Genomic DNA, 14,478 nt, shown 5'->3' on the forward strand with positions numbered 1-14,478 from the left:
ACACCGTGAGCAATCTTCAAGCCCGAGTGACGGCCGGTGACAGAGCATTTCACGTCGAAGGCTACGAGCGGATCGAGTACGACCTGCGCTACGTCGACGGCGTGTTCGCACCGGACAACACCGAACTCGCAGACAGCTACCGTCCGTACGGGCGTGCGTTGGCAGTGGTGGACGATACCGTCTTCCGGATCTACGGCGACGCGATGCGGTCCTATTTCAACCACCACGGAATCGAGCTGACCGTTATCCCGGTACAGATCCGGGAAACGGCCAAGTCGCTGGAAACCTACGAACAGATCGTCAGTCGGTTCGACGCTTTCGGTTTGGTGCGCACCGAACCCGTCCTGGTCGTCGGGGGCGGACTGACCACCGACGTCGCCGGATTCGCTTGCGCCAGTTACCGTCGCAACACCCCCTACATCCGGATTCCGACCACGCTGATCGGCCTTATCGATGCGAGCGTGTCGATCAAGGTGGCCGTTAACCACGGCAAGCACAAGAATCGGTTGGGCGCCTATCACGCGTCGGAGAAAGTCCTGCTGGACTTCTCCTTCCTCAAAACGCTGCCCGAAGATCAGGTACGTAACGGGATGGCAGAGCTGATCAAGATCGCAGTGGTCGGCAACGCCGAGATCTTCGATCTGCTCGAGGAGCACGGCACCGAACTGCTCCGAACCCGGTTCGGCCATCTCGACGGCACCCCCGAATTGCGGGCCGTGGGTGACCGTCTGACCTATCAGGGGATCGCGACGATGCTCGGACTGGAAGCGCCGAACCTGCACGAGATTGACCTCGACCGGGTCATCGCGTTCGGCCACACGTGGAGCCCGACATTGGAACTGACGCCACCGACCCCGTTCTTCCATGGCCACGCCATCAACATCGACATGGCGTTGTCGACGACACTCGCGGAGCAGCGCGGCCACCTGTCGGTCGGCGACCGCGACCGCATATTGAGTGTCATGAGCGCGCTGGGTTTGGCCCTGGACAGCGAACACCTGACCTCGGAGCTGCTCGAGCGGGCGACGACTGCCATCCTCAAGACGCGCGACGGGCTGCTTCGTGCCGCGATACCCGACCCGATCGGTCAGTGCCGGTTCCTCAACGACGTCACCACCGATGAGCTGGCCGATACGCTGTTGTTGCACAAGAAGATCTGCCTCGAGTTTCCCCGCGCGGGAGACGGCGTGGACGTCTTCGCGCCGCCGGCATCCGAGGCCACGCGGCAGTGACGGCGACGCGCGACGACGCCGCGACCATGAACGGTGTTCGGGTACACCGGATCTGGGATGCGGATGCGGCTCGGACGGTGGCCACTCTTGTCGCTCTATCCGTCACGCTTCCCTTCGACCTCGCGCTGGTGCTGGTTGCGTTGGTCGGAGGACGGCGACCCGCTCGGGGCCGCCTGCCTGCCGAGGCTCGCCGGACCATCCTGCTCACTGGCGGAAAGATGACTAAGGCGCTGCAGCTGGCCCGGTCGTTTCACCTGGCCGGACACCGAGTGATTCTGGTCGAGTCCACCAAGTACCGACGGAGCGGCCACCGGTTCTCCCGCGCGGTGGATGCGTTCTACTGTGTGCCGGAACCGTCCACTCCGGGTTACGCGCTCGCACTGCTCAACATCGTCAGGTACGAAAACGTCGACGTCTACGTGCCGGTGTCCAGCCCCGCCGGAAGTGTCGCCGATGCCATCGCACGGGAACTGCTCGACGGTACCTGCGACGTCGTCCATTCCGATGCCGATACGGTTCGGTTGCTCGATGACAAGGCGCAATTCGCCTCAGCTGCAGCATCGTTGAGCCTGCTGGTGCCCGACTCGCACCGGATCAGGAATGCCGAGCAGGTCGTGGACTTCGCTTTCCCCCCGGGACGCTCCTACCTCCTGAAGCGCATTGCCTACGATCCGGTCGGACGCTTGGATCTCACCCGCCTGTCCGCCGCGACACCCGATCGCAATGCTGCGTATGCGCGATCGCTGTCGATTTCGGAGGACGACCCGTGGATATTGCAGGAATTCATCGAAGGACGCGAGTACTGCACCCACGGCACTGCCCGCAGCGGGCGGCTGCAGGTCTACGGCTGCTGTGAGTCATCGCCGGCCCAGGTCAATTACCGCAGTATCGACAGGCCCGAAATCCGGCTTTGGGTCGAAACGTTCGTCAAGAATCTCAATCTCAGCGGCCAGGTGTCCTTCGATTTCATCGAGTCTCGGGACGGTGCGGTGTACGCCATCGAATGCAATCCGCGGACCCACTCGGCGATCACCATGTTTCACGACCACCCGGACCTTGCCGCCGCCTACCTCGACGACGGGCATCCGCTGATCACCCCGAATGCCGACGCCCGTCCCACCTACTGGATTTATCACGAGCTCTGGCGGCTGCTCCGGCAGCCGGGCCGGCCCAGCAGGCTCGCGACGATTATGCGAGGCAAGGACGCGATCTTCACCTGGTGGGATCCGATGCCCTATCTGATGGTGCATCATCTGCAGATCCCGGCACTGCTGTGGGCCAACCTTCGTGCCCGAAAAGGTTGGCGCCGAATCGACTTCAACATCGGGAAACTCGTCGAGAACGGCGGAGACTGAATGACCCTACCGCCGCGCGTGTCGGTCTTGCACCTCGTGGGGTCGGCGGTCGATACCTTTCACGCCGAGCTGTCACGCCTTTACGCGCGCGCCTGCCTCGACGCGCTCGCGGAAGACGACCGCTACGACGTGCTGCTGGCGTATGTGTCGCCCGACGGATCATGGCGGTTTCCCGATGACCTCGGTGCCGACGCACTGAATTCCGCAACAGCATTGCCGGTCTCTCGAGCCATCACGCACTTGCGCTCGCTGCGGGTGGATGTGGTTGTGCCGCAGATGTTCTGCTTACCCGGCATGACCTCCTACCGCCGACTGCTGAGCGCACTGCGACTTCCCTACCTTGGCAATCCGCCCGAGGTGATGCAGATCGCGGCGGACAAGGCGACGGCACGGGCGATCGTCGCTGACGCCGGTGTCGCCGTGCCCGCCGGCGAGGTGGTGCGAGCCGGTGAAGACGCGACCCTGCCGCTGCCGGTGGTGGTCAAGCCGGTATGCGCGGACAACTCGGTAGGTGTGTCCCTGGTGCGCGCACCGGGAGAACTCCACCCCGCGATCGACACGGCACTCGGCTACGGGGGGTCGGCGTTGATCGAGTCGTACGTCGAGCTCGGGCGGGAAGTGCGGTGCGGCATCGTCGTCCGCGACGGGGAACTGGTGTGCCTGCCGCTGGAAGAGTACGCGGTGGACGCGACGACCAAACCCATCCGTGACCACGACGACAAATTGCGCCGCACCGAGGGCGGTGATCTGTACCTCGTGGCGAAGGACACCCGCTACGCGTGGATAGTGCCCACTGACGACCCGATCACCGAAAGGGTCTGGGAGGCGGCGCGACGCTGTCACCGGGCCTTGGGCTGCCGTCACTACAGCCTGTTCGACTTCCGAATCGACCCGGACGGCAAGCCGTGGTTCCTCGAGGCCGGCCCGTACTGCTCCTTCGCTCCCAGCAGCGTCATCGCCGTCATGGCGGCGGCGACCGGTATCGACGTCGCGGAGTTGTTCGCCGATCAACTTCGCGAAATCGGCCTTGAGGGGGCACCGTGCTTGAGTGCACCACGCTGAAACCACTTGGGGCGTTGATAACCGGCCTTTCGGTCGGCGCGTTGACCGCACCGTACGTGCACGCACTGCGCCTGGTGCTTGCGCGCCGCGGTGTGATCGTCCTGCCTGACCAGACAATCGACGACGAAGCCTTCCTGCGTTTTCTGCGCAGCTTCGGTCCAATCGTGTTCACCGCCGGCGAATCTCCCGTACCGGGATGCCCGGATCTCAACTTGGTCAGCAACGTCGGACGCGACCGGCCGCCCCGCTCGACGTTTCACACCGATACCAGTTACGTAAGAAACCCCCCGGTCTACACCGCCTTGCGAGCGGTCCAGGTTCCTAATCGCGGCGGGCACACGCTATTCACCGACCAGCACGCCGCCTACCGGACACTGCCTGACTCAGTCCGCAGCCACCTCGACGGGCGCACCATCACCCACATCATGACGGGCCTGGACCTGGGCGCAGACCAGGAGATGGCGGCGCAGCACCCGGTCTTCCTGATGCACCCGGAGTCCGGTCGGACCGCGTTGTATCTGTCGGCGCCCCAGCGCTGCGCCGCGGTTAGCGGCATGTCGCCTGAGCTGGCGAAAGAGACCATTGCCTTCCTGTTCCGCCATTCGACGCGGGCGGACAATGTCTACCGCCATGAATGGTCGCCGGGGGATGTCGTGATGTGGGACAACCGCTGCGTACTGCATCGCGCCGACCACGGTGGGGTGGTCGGGGACCGCGTTATGCACCGCGGTATGGTCGCCGATCACCGGTCAGGTTCCAGTTCCGCGAAAGAGTGAGCTGATATGGACGAAACAGAGGTTCTGGTCATCGGCGCCGGGTTGGCCGGTTTGCGCTGTGCCGACGTGCTGGCGACAGCGGGGCGCGATGTCCTGGTCTGGGAGGCGAAGGGTCAGGTCGGTGGCCGGATCCGGACCGACATCGTCGACGGATTCCGGTGTGACCGCGGGTTTCAGGTGCTCAACCCGGCATACCCGGAACTGCGCAAGGCAGTCGACCTGGCGCAGCTGGACCTGCAACCGTTCGGCGCGGGGGTTGTGGTTCGCCGCGAGGTGGGTTCATCCGTGTGGGTGCATCCGCTGCGCGCCCCCGGGCGAGTGCCGGCCATGGTGACTTCCGGCGCCATCACGCCTCGCGACCTGGTCGCGCTGGTGCGCTGGGTGGCCCCGGCCGCCCGGCCGAAAAGCCTCAAGAAGCAACGGGATCGGGACATCTGTCTGCGAGAAGCGCTGGATCGGGCGGGCCTGGGCGGCGAGGTGCGCAGGGTGGTTGACCGCTTCATGGCCGGTGTGCTGCTCGAGACGACCGGGATCACGTCGAACGCGTTCGCGTTACTGCTGGCGCGGATGTTCGCGCTCGGGGTTCCTGCGCTGCCGGCCGACGGCATGCAAGCCCTGCCGCGACAGTTGGCCGCGCCGATCAGCGATCGAATAGCGTTGGAGCACAGAGCCTTCCGTATCGACCCCGATGGCAAGCAGCACCTCGTTCATGCCGAGGGAGCGGGTGTCCGGGCACGGCATGTGGTGGTCGCGACGGATGCGGTCGCGGCGGCGTGGTTGACAACCGAGACGGCGCCACACATGCAGGGGGTCGTGACCGATTGGTGGGCAACCGATCATGCGGTGCCGGGTCCGCCGATGCTGCGGGTGGACGGCCGTTCCCATCCCCGCGGACCGGTGTTGAACACCGCAGTGATCAGTGCCGCCGCCCCGACATATGCGCCGCCCGGCCGACACCTCATTGCGGCCTCGGCGGTGGTGGCCGGCGATGGAACGGTGCCGTCGGAAAGCGCGATGCGGGCCCATGCCGCAGACATCATGGAAACCGACAGTCGCGGTTGGAAGCCGTTGACCAGACACGTCATACCCAAAGCGCTGCCGGCACAGGGCGCGCCGCTGTCCGTGCGCCGGCCGATCCGCACCGCGGCGGGGATATGGCTGTGCGGCGACCATCGCGACACCGCCTCGATTCAAGGCGCACTGGTCAGCGGGCGCCGCACCGCCGAGGCTATTCTCGCGGCGCGATGATTCGCCGGGCCGCCTCGACGACGGTTGCACGCCGGGCCGCCAGCACCTCAGCATCGGAAGACTGAGCGTCCGGGTGCGGTGACTGTGCCCAGGACAGTCCCACACCGAACAGCACCACCAGCAGATCCATGGGGCGCCAAGAAGAGTCGACATAGCCGGCAGCCTGAGCTTCCTCGATGGCGCGAATGTCGCGTTCCGGAACCGAATCCCACTCGAGTGCGGGCGGCGGGTCCAGTGTCAGCCCCTCGAGGCTTGCCCAGGTGATCATCCTCAGATGCTCGGGACGCCGGCAGGCGAGATCGAAGATGTCGCCGACGAAGTCCGGGACCGCCTCCGGCCGCAGTGTGACGGCAGCGAAGAACTCGGCGCTGTCGGCGGCGACCACGCTGCGGAAAAGCGTTTCCTTGTCCCGGAAGTGTGCGTACAACCGCTCTTTGCTGGCACTTGCGGCGCGGGCGATGCGGTCGATCCGGGCGCCGGCCAACCCGAATTGGGCGAACTCCGATCGAGCGGCGCCCAGGATCGTGTCGCGAAGTTCGTCTGTACTACGCATCACCAAAAGGTACCATACGAACTAGTTCGTTCGGTATAGTGGCCAGGAACTGAAATGGAGGACACCATGACCGAGGCACGTGAGGCCGTGATGAACCATCCTCGCCGGGTGCAGATCCTGAGCGAGGCGCTGCAGACGATCCAGGGCGGCATCCAACCCGTCGTCGACCTGTACCGCCCGTATGTCAGTGGCCTGGAGAAGCTACCCGCCGATGGCCGGTTTCTGTTGGTCGGCAACCACACTCAGCAGGCTCAGGCCGAGATTCTGCTCGTTCCGCACTTTGTCCGGCGGGTGACCGGCACCCGGGTGCGGCCACTGGCCGACCGCAAGTTCGGGCAGGCCAAAGGACTCGGACGTGACCTGATCGCCGCCTATGGAGGCGTCGTCGGCGCCCCGGACGCGGCGAGTGAACTGATGCGCCATAACGAGACCATCCTGGTGTTCCCCGGCGGAGGCCGCGAGATCGCCAAATTCAAAGGCGAGGAGTATCAGCTCAATTGGCGCGGCCGGTCCGGATTCGCGCGCCTCGCGGTGGAGCATAACTACCCGATCGTGCCGGTCGGCCTGGTCGGCGGCGACGATGTCTACAAGAGCCTGGTCACCCGCGACAGCAGGCTGGGTCGCCTCAGCCAAGCGGTCAGCAAAAGAATCAGCGGCGATGCCGACATGGCGATGCCGTTGCTGCGGGGCATCGGACCGACCCTCATCCCCCGCCCCCAGCGGATGTATCTGCGCTTCGGCGATCCGATCGACACCACGAAGCCCAAGAAAAAACCGGCGGACACCTGGGTGTCGACGGTGCGCGACCACACCCAGCACGAACTCGAAGCGATCCTGCGGGATCTGCTCGCGCTGCGGGCCGACGACCCCTTCCGGGAACTCAACCCGCTGGCGTGGTCGCGCGCGGTCGCGGCGAACTAGGCCGGGCGGGACCCCGAAAGGGCACGCCGGGCCACGAGATCCAGCACGTACCCGATGGCGCCGATCACCACGATCACCGCGACCACTGGCCGTATGCCAACTGGTCGCGAGCGTAGAGGATCTGATATCCGAGACCCGAGCGCACCCCCAACATTTCGGTCGGCACCAACACCACCCAGGCGATACCCAACGCCACTCGCAGACCCGTTTGCAGATGGCCGCGGATTGCGGGCAGCACCACGACGGCGAGCTGTTCGAGGCGAGTGGCGCCGAACGATCTGGCGACCTAGAGGTAGCCCGGGTCAATGGCGTGCACACCGGCGGCGGTGTTGATCAGGATCGGCCACACCGAGGCCGCGGCGATCAGAAAGACCACCGGTTCGTCGCCGAGCCCCAAGAGTGCCACCGAGACCGGCGCCCACGACAACGGAGAAATCATCCGCAGAAACTGGACGACCGGTCGGGTAGCGCGCTCGGCGGTGTCGTTCAGCCCGATCGGTAACCCGGCCGGAATGCCGATCACGGCGCCGACCAACAGACCGACCAGCAGGTGCCACAGGCTAACCCCGGTGTCGGCCAGCAGCACACCGCGGTTGTACAACTCGCCTAGCGCCTTGGCCACCTGCACCGGCGTCGTCACGTGCAGCAGGGAATGTGCCGGGGCCAGCACCGCGGTCGCCAGCCACCACGCGCCCACAGCGATCACGATCGCAAGCGCGGGTACCCACCGGCGCCGAACGGGACCGGTCGATGACGCCAGCAACAGGTCCTCGTCCACGTCGTGGGCGGTCGCGCCACACCGTTGGCACTGGACCACTCGACGGTGCCCGAGGTGAGCGTCTCCAGCCCGGCAATCACCCGTAACAGTGTGGATTTGCCGCTGCCGCTACGCCCGAGAATCGCCCGGAAGTCGCCATCGTCGATCGTCAAGTCGATGTCGGCGAGGGCGTGACTGTCGGCATCAAAGCGCTTGTGGCCACCGACAATTCGTACAGTGGCAATTCCCAAATTCGGACTCCTCTCGACAGACCTGTGTGGTTCACGTTTCCCGGTCTGGCCCGTCGGTTGTCCACGTGAACCGGCGCGCCGGCGAGGGCGGCGCCGTGGTCAGCCGCGCAGCAGTTCCGTCGAGCGCGCGAAGGTCGCTCGAACCTGACAAGCACTGTCGCTCAACGGTACTCACCATCGACGATGAAGACACCACGGCGTCACTCCCCGTCGGCCCGCCCGGGAGATGGGATCGCGCTGATCGCAACAAGCCCGCGAAACCGGCGAGTTTCGTCCCGCTGAGTCGACGCATACCTTTTGCCGCACCTACGTCGCAGGTAGCTTTTCTCATGGCCCGACCCTCGCTCGCGAGCGTCCCCACGTTGCCGGCCACGACGGCGTGTCGTCGGCAACAGCACACCGTTCGAAGGAGCAGCAATGGGGTTCATTCAGCCGAACCTGCCCGTCGTCGAGATGGCTGAATGGAGCAAACGTCCGCGGGCGCAGCGCGTGGTCCCGATGATGCAGCACATCGCCGCGAACGGCTTCGGCACACCGCTGATCATGCACGTGATGTACGGCATCAAGATCTTGCTCTACATCCTGGGCGCCTGGGCATTGGCCTCGACCACAACGGGCGTCGGCGGATTCACCGACGTCGCATCGTGGTGGACCGAGCCCATCGTCTTCCAGAAGGCCGTGCTCTACACGATGCTGTTCGAGGTTCTTGGCCTCGGTTGCTGTTTCGGGCCGCTGGCCGGGCGCTACTTCCCGCCGATCGGTTCTGCCCTGTACTGGCTGCGCCCCGCAACCATCCGCCTGCCGCCGTGGCCCGGCCGGATACCCCTGACTGACGGCACCGACAGAACTCCGTTCGACGCGCTGCTCTACGCGGCCCTGCTCATCCTGCTCGCCACCGCCGTGGTGTCCGACGGCAGCGGTCCGATTCCGGCCCTGGACACCACGATCGGCGTGCTGCCCCGATGGCAACCGATCGCCATACTCTCCGTGCTGGCCGTACTCGGCCTGCGCGACAAGATCATCTTCCTGGCCGCCCGCGGGGAGGTGTACGCGCCGCTGACGCTGGTGTTCCTGTTCTCCGGGGCGGACATCGTGGTCGGGGCGAAGGTGGTGTTCATGGTCATCTGGCTCGGCGCGGCAACGTCCAAGCTGAACAAGCACTTTCCTTTCGTGATCTCCACCATGCTGGCGAACAACCCGTTCATTCCCTCGGGATTCCTCAAGCGGTCGCTGTTCAAGAAGTACCCGGATGATTTGCGACCCAGCGCCTTGTCCGGATTCATCGCGCACTTTTCGACCGCTGTGGAGGGGCTGGTGCCGTTGGTGCTCCTCTTTTCGCACGGCGGATGGCCCACGGCCATCGCCGCCTTCGTGATGATCGTCTTCCACCTCAACATCCTGTTGGCATTCCCGATGGGGGTTCCGCTGGAGTGGAACGTCTTCATGATGTTCGGGGTGCTGTGGCTGTTCGTCGCGCACGCGGGCGTAGGCCTCTCCGATGTGCACCAACCGGTGTTGGTGGCCGCATTGTTCACGGTGGTCGCCGGCACCGTGGTCATCGGAAACCTGTTCCCGCGCAAGGTTTCCTTCCTGCCCGGCATGCGGTATTACGCCGGCAACTGGGACACCACCGTCTGGTGCGTCAAGCCGTCGGCCGACGAGAAGATCCGCATCGGCTCGCGCGCGCTCGGGCCGATGCAGCACCTTCAGCTCGAGCGGTTGTACAAGAGCAAAGAGGCCACCCTGGTCCCCATCCACCTCGCCTACGCATTTCGCGGCATGAACACCCACGGGAGGGCGCTGTTCACCCTCGCGCACCGGGCCCTGGCCGGATACGACGAAGACGACTACAACCTCTGCGAGGGTGAGGTGTTGTGCGCGATGGTGCTCGGCTGGAACTTCGGCGACGGGCATCTGCACAACGAGTGCCTCATCGAGGCGCTGCAGAAGCGGTGCGGATTCGAGCCCGGTGAGGTGCGGGTGGTGATCCTCGACTCACAACCCATCCAGACGCAGCGCCAGGAATATCGGCTGGTGGACGCGGCGACGGGGGAGTTCGAGCGCGGGTACGTGGAGGTCGCCGATATGGCCGGGGCCCAGCCTTGGGACGACAACATTCCGATTCACGTCACCCGGCAGGCATGAAAGGTCAACCGGCGTGACGACCGCGGTGATCGCTGGTCTGGTGGTGGTGTCCGTCGGGGCGGCTGAAAGCCCTGGTCTCCGGCTACTTCGTGGCGCGGCGCTGAGTCGATCAGTGCTTTCTGATCCGGTAGATCACCACGACGACGGCGGCTGCGCCGATCCCGGTCAGCGACACCGTCACGATCGGCTTGTTGAGGAATTCGATGACCTTGGCCTTGACGTCGTCGGCCAGGCGGCGAGGATTGGCCCGTTCCGCAAGCGAGTCGACGGTGGCCGCCAGCTGCTCACGGGCCTGGTCGATCTCCTGCTTGATGGTGTCGGGATCGCGGTCCGCCACGTGTCTGTCCTCCAAGTCAGGCTGGTGCACTGAGCAACTACCCTAGTGCCGACGCTTCGGCGACAAGAAAGGGATACACCTTGACCGAGACCACGCGGCTGGCGCCAGGCGACAAAGCGCCCGCCTTCAACCTGCCCGACGCCGACGGCAACATCGTCAAATTGTCCGACTACAAGGGACGCCGCGTCGTCGTGTACTTCTACCCCGCCGCCTCGACGCCCGGCTGCACCAAACAGGCCTGCGATTTCCGTGACAGCCTGGCCGAGCTCAACGAGGCCGGCATCGACGTCGTGGGTATCTCGCCAGACAAGCCGGAGAAGCTGGCCAAGTTCCGCGACGCCGAGGGTCTGACGTTCCCCCTGCTGTCCGACCCGGAGCGCAAGGTGCTCACTGCTTACGGCGCGTTCGGCGAGAAGCCGATGTACGGCAAGACGGTGACCGGGGTGATCCGCTCGACCTTCGTGGTCGACGAGAGGGGCAAGATCGCCGTCGCACAGTACAACGTCAAGGCTACGGGGCACGTGGCGAAGTTGCGGCGGGATCTGTCGGTCTGAGCCGGGCACCCAACGAAACTTGACACGAAACTTGACCGACGTTTGCGGTGAGGGGACCGGGACCGCAACCTGAGCCGCCCACATACACCGGCCTCGGCGTCGTCGTGCGCGATGCCCGACGCCTATCTCAATCCGAAACTCTCGTAGCAAGGTTGGCCAGCAGCAGCGCCTCGGTTATCGCCGCCCGTTCCAGCACACCCAGGTCCAGGCTCTCGTTGATGCTGTGCGCCTGCGTGCCGGGGTCTTCCACCCCGGTGACCAGAATCGTGGCCCGCGGGAACGCCTTCGCGAACTCGGCGATGAACGGGATCGACCCGCCCATGCCCATGTCGATGGCGTCCACCCCCCATGCCTGTCGGAACGCCGCACGCGCGGCGTCGTAAACGGGACCGGTCGCCTCGATCGCATACGGCTGGCCGATCTCGCCGCGGATGACTTTGACCTGCGCACCCCAGGGTGCGTGGTCACGCAGGTGCGCCTCCACCGCGTCCAGATGCTTGGCCGCGTCCCCGCCCGGTGCCACCCGGATGCTGATCTTCGCCCGCGCCCGCGGAGTCAAGGTATTGGAGGCCGCGGCCACCGAAGTGGTGTCGATGCCGATCACCGTGATCGCCGGCTTGGCCCACAACCGCTGCGGCACCGAGCCACACCCGATCTCGGTCACCCCGTCCAGCAGACCGGAGTCCTTGCGCACCCGCTCCGGCGGGTATTCCACGTCAGCGGCCTTGCTCTCATGCAACCCATGCACTGCGACGTTGCCGTCGTCGTCGTGCAGGCTGGCCAGCAGCCGCACCAGCACCGCCAGCGCGTCGGGGACGACGCCACCCCATAGCCCCGAGTGCAGCCCATGGTCCAGCGTGGCGACCTCCACCACGCAGTCAGCCATCCCCCGCAGTGACACCGTGAGCGCGGGAACCTCGTTGCTCCAATTGTCCGAGTCGGCGATCACAATCACGTCGGCGGCCAGCTCGTCGCGATGAGCGGCGAGGAACCGGCCCAACGTCGGCGAGCCCGACTCCTCCTCGCCCTCGACGAACACCGTCACGCCCACCGGCGGGCGGCCACCGTGTGCCCGGATTGCAGCCAGATGTGTTGCGATGCCTGCCTTGTCGTCGGCGGTGCCCCTGCCGTACAGGCGCCCGTCACGTTCGGTCGGTTCGAAGGGCGGCGAGTGCCACTGGCCGCGGTCGCCTTCGGGTTGCACGTCATGGTGGGCGTACAGCAGCACGGTCGGGGCCCCCGGTGGCGCCGGGTGGTGGGCGATGACCGCTGGGGCGCCGCCCTCGGTGACGATCCGTACATCGTCAAAACCCGCCTGCGACAACAGGTCCGACACCATTCGGGCGCTGCGATGCACCTCGTCGCGGCGACCCGGGTCCGCCCACACCGATTCGATGCGCACCAGATCTTCGAGGTCGCGCCGCACCGAAGGCAACACCTCGCGCACCCGCTCAACCAGATCAGTCATGCCCACAGGCTAGTTAAACTTGCGCAGTGACCAACGACGGTCCCGATCCGACGACACCACTGTGGCGGGCAGCCCAGCTGTTTCGACTGTTGAGCTGCCTGTATGCGTTGGGTTTTCACATCGCCATCACCTCCGACCTACGCCACCCCGCGCTCGGCTGGTCGCTGTTCGTAGTGCTCGTCGGCTGGAGTGCGGCCTGCGCGGTCGCCTATCTGCGGGGGTTCGGCAGGCGGCCTGCCTGGGTGATCGCCGAACTCGTGGTCGTGGTGGTGCTCATGCTGTCCACCGAGGTGGTCGCTTCCGGGCAGTGGGCGCACAACAATCAGACCTGGCCCACGACCCTGTGGGCCAGCAACGCGACCATCTCGGCAGCTCTGCAGTTCGGCCCCTCCGGCGGCATGTTGACCGGCCTGGCGGTGACGGCCGCGAGTGAATTCGTCAAGGGATACATCAACGTCAACCTGGGACGTAACGCCACCATCATCGTCGAGCTCGCGGCCGGCCTTGCGGTCGGCCTGGCGGCCAGCACGGCCCGACGCGCCCACGAGGAATTGCAGCGTGCGGCCCGATTGTCAGCGGCGCTGGAAGAACGAGAGCGGCTGTCCAGACAGGTGCATGACGGCGTCATCCAGGTGCTTGCCCTGGTCGCCAAGAGGGGTCAGGAAATTGGCGGCGCCGCAGCCGAACTCGCTACGCTGGCCAGCCAACAGGAGCGGACGCTGCGCAGTTGGGTGACCTCCACGGAGATGGAAAGCGAAACCGACCGGACGATCGATATGCGCGCCCTGTTACGCCGCCGGGAAGGTGAGCGCGTCTCGATGAGCCTGCCGGGCACCGCAGTTCCCCTGGATGGCCGTGTCGCCACCGAACTGGACGCCGCGGTGGGCAACGCCCTAGACAACGTGCGGGCCCATGCCGGCCCCGATGCGCGCGCCTTTGTACTGCTGGAAGATCTGGGCGATTCCGTGACCGTGAGCATCCGCGACGACGGGGTGGGCATCGCCCCCGGCCGACTGCAGGAGGCGGTCGGCCAAGGGCACGTCGGCATTTCGAAGTCAATCGTGGGACGGTTGATGTCACTGGGTGGCAGCGCTGAGCTGCACACCAACCCGGGAGAGGGAACGGAATGGGAATTGAGCGTGCCCCGTCATGACTGAGGCGTCCGAACCTACCGTGATGGTTGTCGACGACCACCCCATCTGGCGGGACGCGGTGGCGCGCGATCTGGCCGACGACGGTTTCCAGGTGGTCGCCACCGCCGACGGCGTCGCGTCGGCGCGGCGTCGGGCGGCGGTGGTCAAACCGGACGTGGTGGTGATGGACATGCGCCTGGCCGACGGTGACGGCGTCGCGGCGACGACCGAGGTGCTGGAGGTGTCGCCGTCCACCAAAGTCCTGGTGCTCTCGGCCTCCGACGAACGCGACGACGTCTTGGAGGCGGTCAAAGCAGGAGCCACCGGATACCTGGTCAAGAGCGCATCCAAGGCCGAGTTGGCCGACGCGGTGCGAGCCACCGCGGCCGGGCGAGCCGTGTTCACCCCGAGCCTGGCCGGGCTGGTGCTGGGCGAATATCGGCGCATCGCGGCGAACCCGACTTCCGATCCCGCTACCCCAAGCCTCACCGAACGCGAGACCGAAGTGCTGCGATTTGTCGCGAAAGGATTGTCCGCCAAGCAGATTGCCGAGCGTCTGTCGTTAAGCCACCGGACCGTGGAGAACCATGTGCAGGCGACCTTCCGCAAGCTGCAGGTCGCCAATCGCGTGGAGCTGACGCGCTACGCGATCGAGCACGGCCTCGACCAATAGCGGCATTCAGGTA

At 65.8% G+C, this 14,478-nt stretch carries 14 protein-coding genes and 1 pseudogene; 10 read left to right on the forward strand and 5 right to left on the reverse strand.

All coding sequences use genetic code 11. The features are described from left to right. Positions 1 to 5 precede the first annotated feature (5 nt). The 5 genes from JX552_RS21665 to JX552_RS21685 are packed head-to-tail and all read left to right on the forward strand — an operon-like array spanning position 6 to position 5,673. Positions 6 to 1,232, forward strand: a complete 1,227-nt coding sequence (locus JX552_RS21665) for a sedoheptulose 7-phosphate cyclase (protein ID WP_205873939.1) — start codon at positions 6 to 8, stop codon at positions 1,230 to 1,232. Beyond that, positions 1,229 to 2,587, forward strand: a complete 1,359-nt coding sequence (locus JX552_RS21670) for an ATP-grasp domain-containing protein (protein WP_241010668.1) — start codon at positions 1,229 to 1,231, stop codon at positions 2,585 to 2,587. Before JX552_RS21665 ends, JX552_RS21670 begins: the two co-directional genes overlap by 4 nt. Then, positions 2,588 to 3,649: a D-alanine--D-alanine ligase family protein gene (locus JX552_RS21675; RefSeq protein ID WP_205873940.1), complete on the forward strand. Its 1,062-nt coding sequence runs from the start codon at positions 2,588 to 2,590 to the stop codon at positions 3,647 to 3,649. After that, positions 3,628 to 4,425, forward strand: a complete 798-nt coding sequence (locus JX552_RS21680; RefSeq protein WP_205873941.1) for a TauD/TfdA family dioxygenase — start codon at positions 3,628 to 3,630, stop codon at positions 4,423 to 4,425. The genes JX552_RS21675 and JX552_RS21680 overlap by 22 nt, the downstream gene beginning before the upstream one ends. 6 nt (positions 4,426 to 4,431) lie before the next feature. Beyond that, positions 4,432 to 5,673, forward strand: coding sequence for an FAD-dependent oxidoreductase (locus JX552_RS21685; RefSeq protein WP_205873942.1), 1,242 nt, complete (start codon positions 4,432 to 4,434; stop codon positions 5,671 to 5,673). Here JX552_RS21685 and JX552_RS21690 read toward each other — a convergent pair. Continuing rightward, entirely contained in the window at positions 5,654 to 6,226 is a 573-nt protein-coding gene (locus JX552_RS21690) for a TetR/AcrR family transcriptional regulator (protein ID WP_205873943.1), read from the reverse strand. The two genes, JX552_RS21685 and JX552_RS21690, sit on opposite strands and share 20 nt — an antisense overlap. A gap of 66 nt (positions 6,227 to 6,292) precedes the next feature. Between JX552_RS21690 and JX552_RS21695 the strand changes: the two genes are divergently transcribed. Beyond that, positions 6,293 to 7,147, forward strand: coding sequence for a lysophospholipid acyltransferase family protein (locus tag JX552_RS21695; RefSeq protein WP_205873944.1), 855 nt, complete (start codon positions 6,293 to 6,295; stop codon positions 7,145 to 7,147). On the opposite strand, the pseudogene JX552_RS21700 reads toward JX552_RS21695, so the two are convergent. Both JX552_RS21700 and JX552_RS34245 read right to left on the reverse strand, forming a co-directional pair. Then, positions 7,144 to 7,925 (reverse strand): annotated as a pseudogene (locus tag JX552_RS21700) (ABC transporter permease). The gene JX552_RS21695 and the pseudogene JX552_RS21700 overlap by 4 nt on opposite strands. Next, positions 7,850 to 8,155, reverse strand: a complete 306-nt coding sequence (locus JX552_RS34245) for an ATP-binding cassette domain-containing protein (RefSeq protein ID WP_205873945.1) — start codon at positions 8,153 to 8,155, stop codon at positions 7,850 to 7,852. Before JX552_RS34245 ends, JX552_RS21700 begins: the two are co-directional and overlap by 76 nt. Positions 8,156 to 8,572: 417 nt before the next feature. On the opposite strand from JX552_RS34245, the gene JX552_RS21710 reads away from it, so the two are divergent. Continuing rightward, positions 8,573 to 10,300, forward strand: a complete 1,728-nt coding sequence (locus JX552_RS21710; protein ID WP_205873946.1) for a DUF3556 domain-containing protein — start codon at positions 8,573 to 8,575, stop codon at positions 10,298 to 10,300. A 109-nt stretch (positions 10,301 to 10,409) separates the two neighbouring features. On the opposite strand, the gene JX552_RS21715 is transcribed toward JX552_RS21710, so the two are convergent. After that, positions 10,410 to 10,637: a DUF3618 domain-containing protein gene (locus JX552_RS21715; protein WP_205873947.1), complete on the reverse strand. Its 228-nt coding sequence runs from the start codon at positions 10,635 to 10,637 to the stop codon at positions 10,410 to 10,412. A gap of 80 nt (positions 10,638 to 10,717) precedes the next feature. On the opposite strand from JX552_RS21715, the gene bcp reads away from it, so the two are divergent. After that, positions 10,718 to 11,191 carry a thioredoxin-dependent thiol peroxidase gene (gene bcp / locus JX552_RS21720; protein WP_205873948.1) on the forward strand — a complete coding sequence of 158 codons (474 nt, stop codon included), beginning with the start codon at positions 10,718 to 10,720 and terminating at the stop codon, positions 11,189 to 11,191. Between the two features lie 127 nt (positions 11,192 to 11,318). On the opposite strand, the gene JX552_RS21725 is transcribed toward bcp, so the two are convergent. Then, on the reverse strand, positions 11,319 to 12,659 hold the full coding sequence (locus JX552_RS21725; protein WP_205873949.1) for a dipeptidase: 1,341 nt from the start codon (positions 12,657 to 12,659) through the stop codon (positions 11,319 to 11,321). Between the two features lie 26 nt (positions 12,660 to 12,685). Here JX552_RS21725 and macS point away from each other — a divergent pair, with 26 nt between their 5' ends. Both macS and JX552_RS21735 read left to right on the forward strand, forming a co-directional pair. Continuing rightward, positions 12,686 to 13,816, forward strand: a complete 1,131-nt coding sequence (gene macS / locus JX552_RS21730) for a MacS family sensor histidine kinase (protein WP_205873950.1) — start codon at positions 12,686 to 12,688, stop codon at positions 13,814 to 13,816. Next, the gene (locus JX552_RS21735) at positions 13,809 to 14,465 is read left to right on the forward strand and encodes a response regulator (RefSeq protein ID WP_205873951.1); all 657 of its coding nucleotides are present in this window, start codon (positions 13,809 to 13,811) and stop codon (positions 14,463 to 14,465) included. The genes macS and JX552_RS21735 overlap by 8 nt, the downstream gene beginning before the upstream one ends. Positions 14,466 to 14,478 lie beyond the last annotated feature (13 nt).

This window comes from Mycobacterium gordonae, assembly GCF_017086405.1.
Lineage (GTDB): Bacteria > Actinomycetota > Actinomycetes > Mycobacteriales > Mycobacteriaceae > Mycobacterium > Mycobacterium gordonae_D.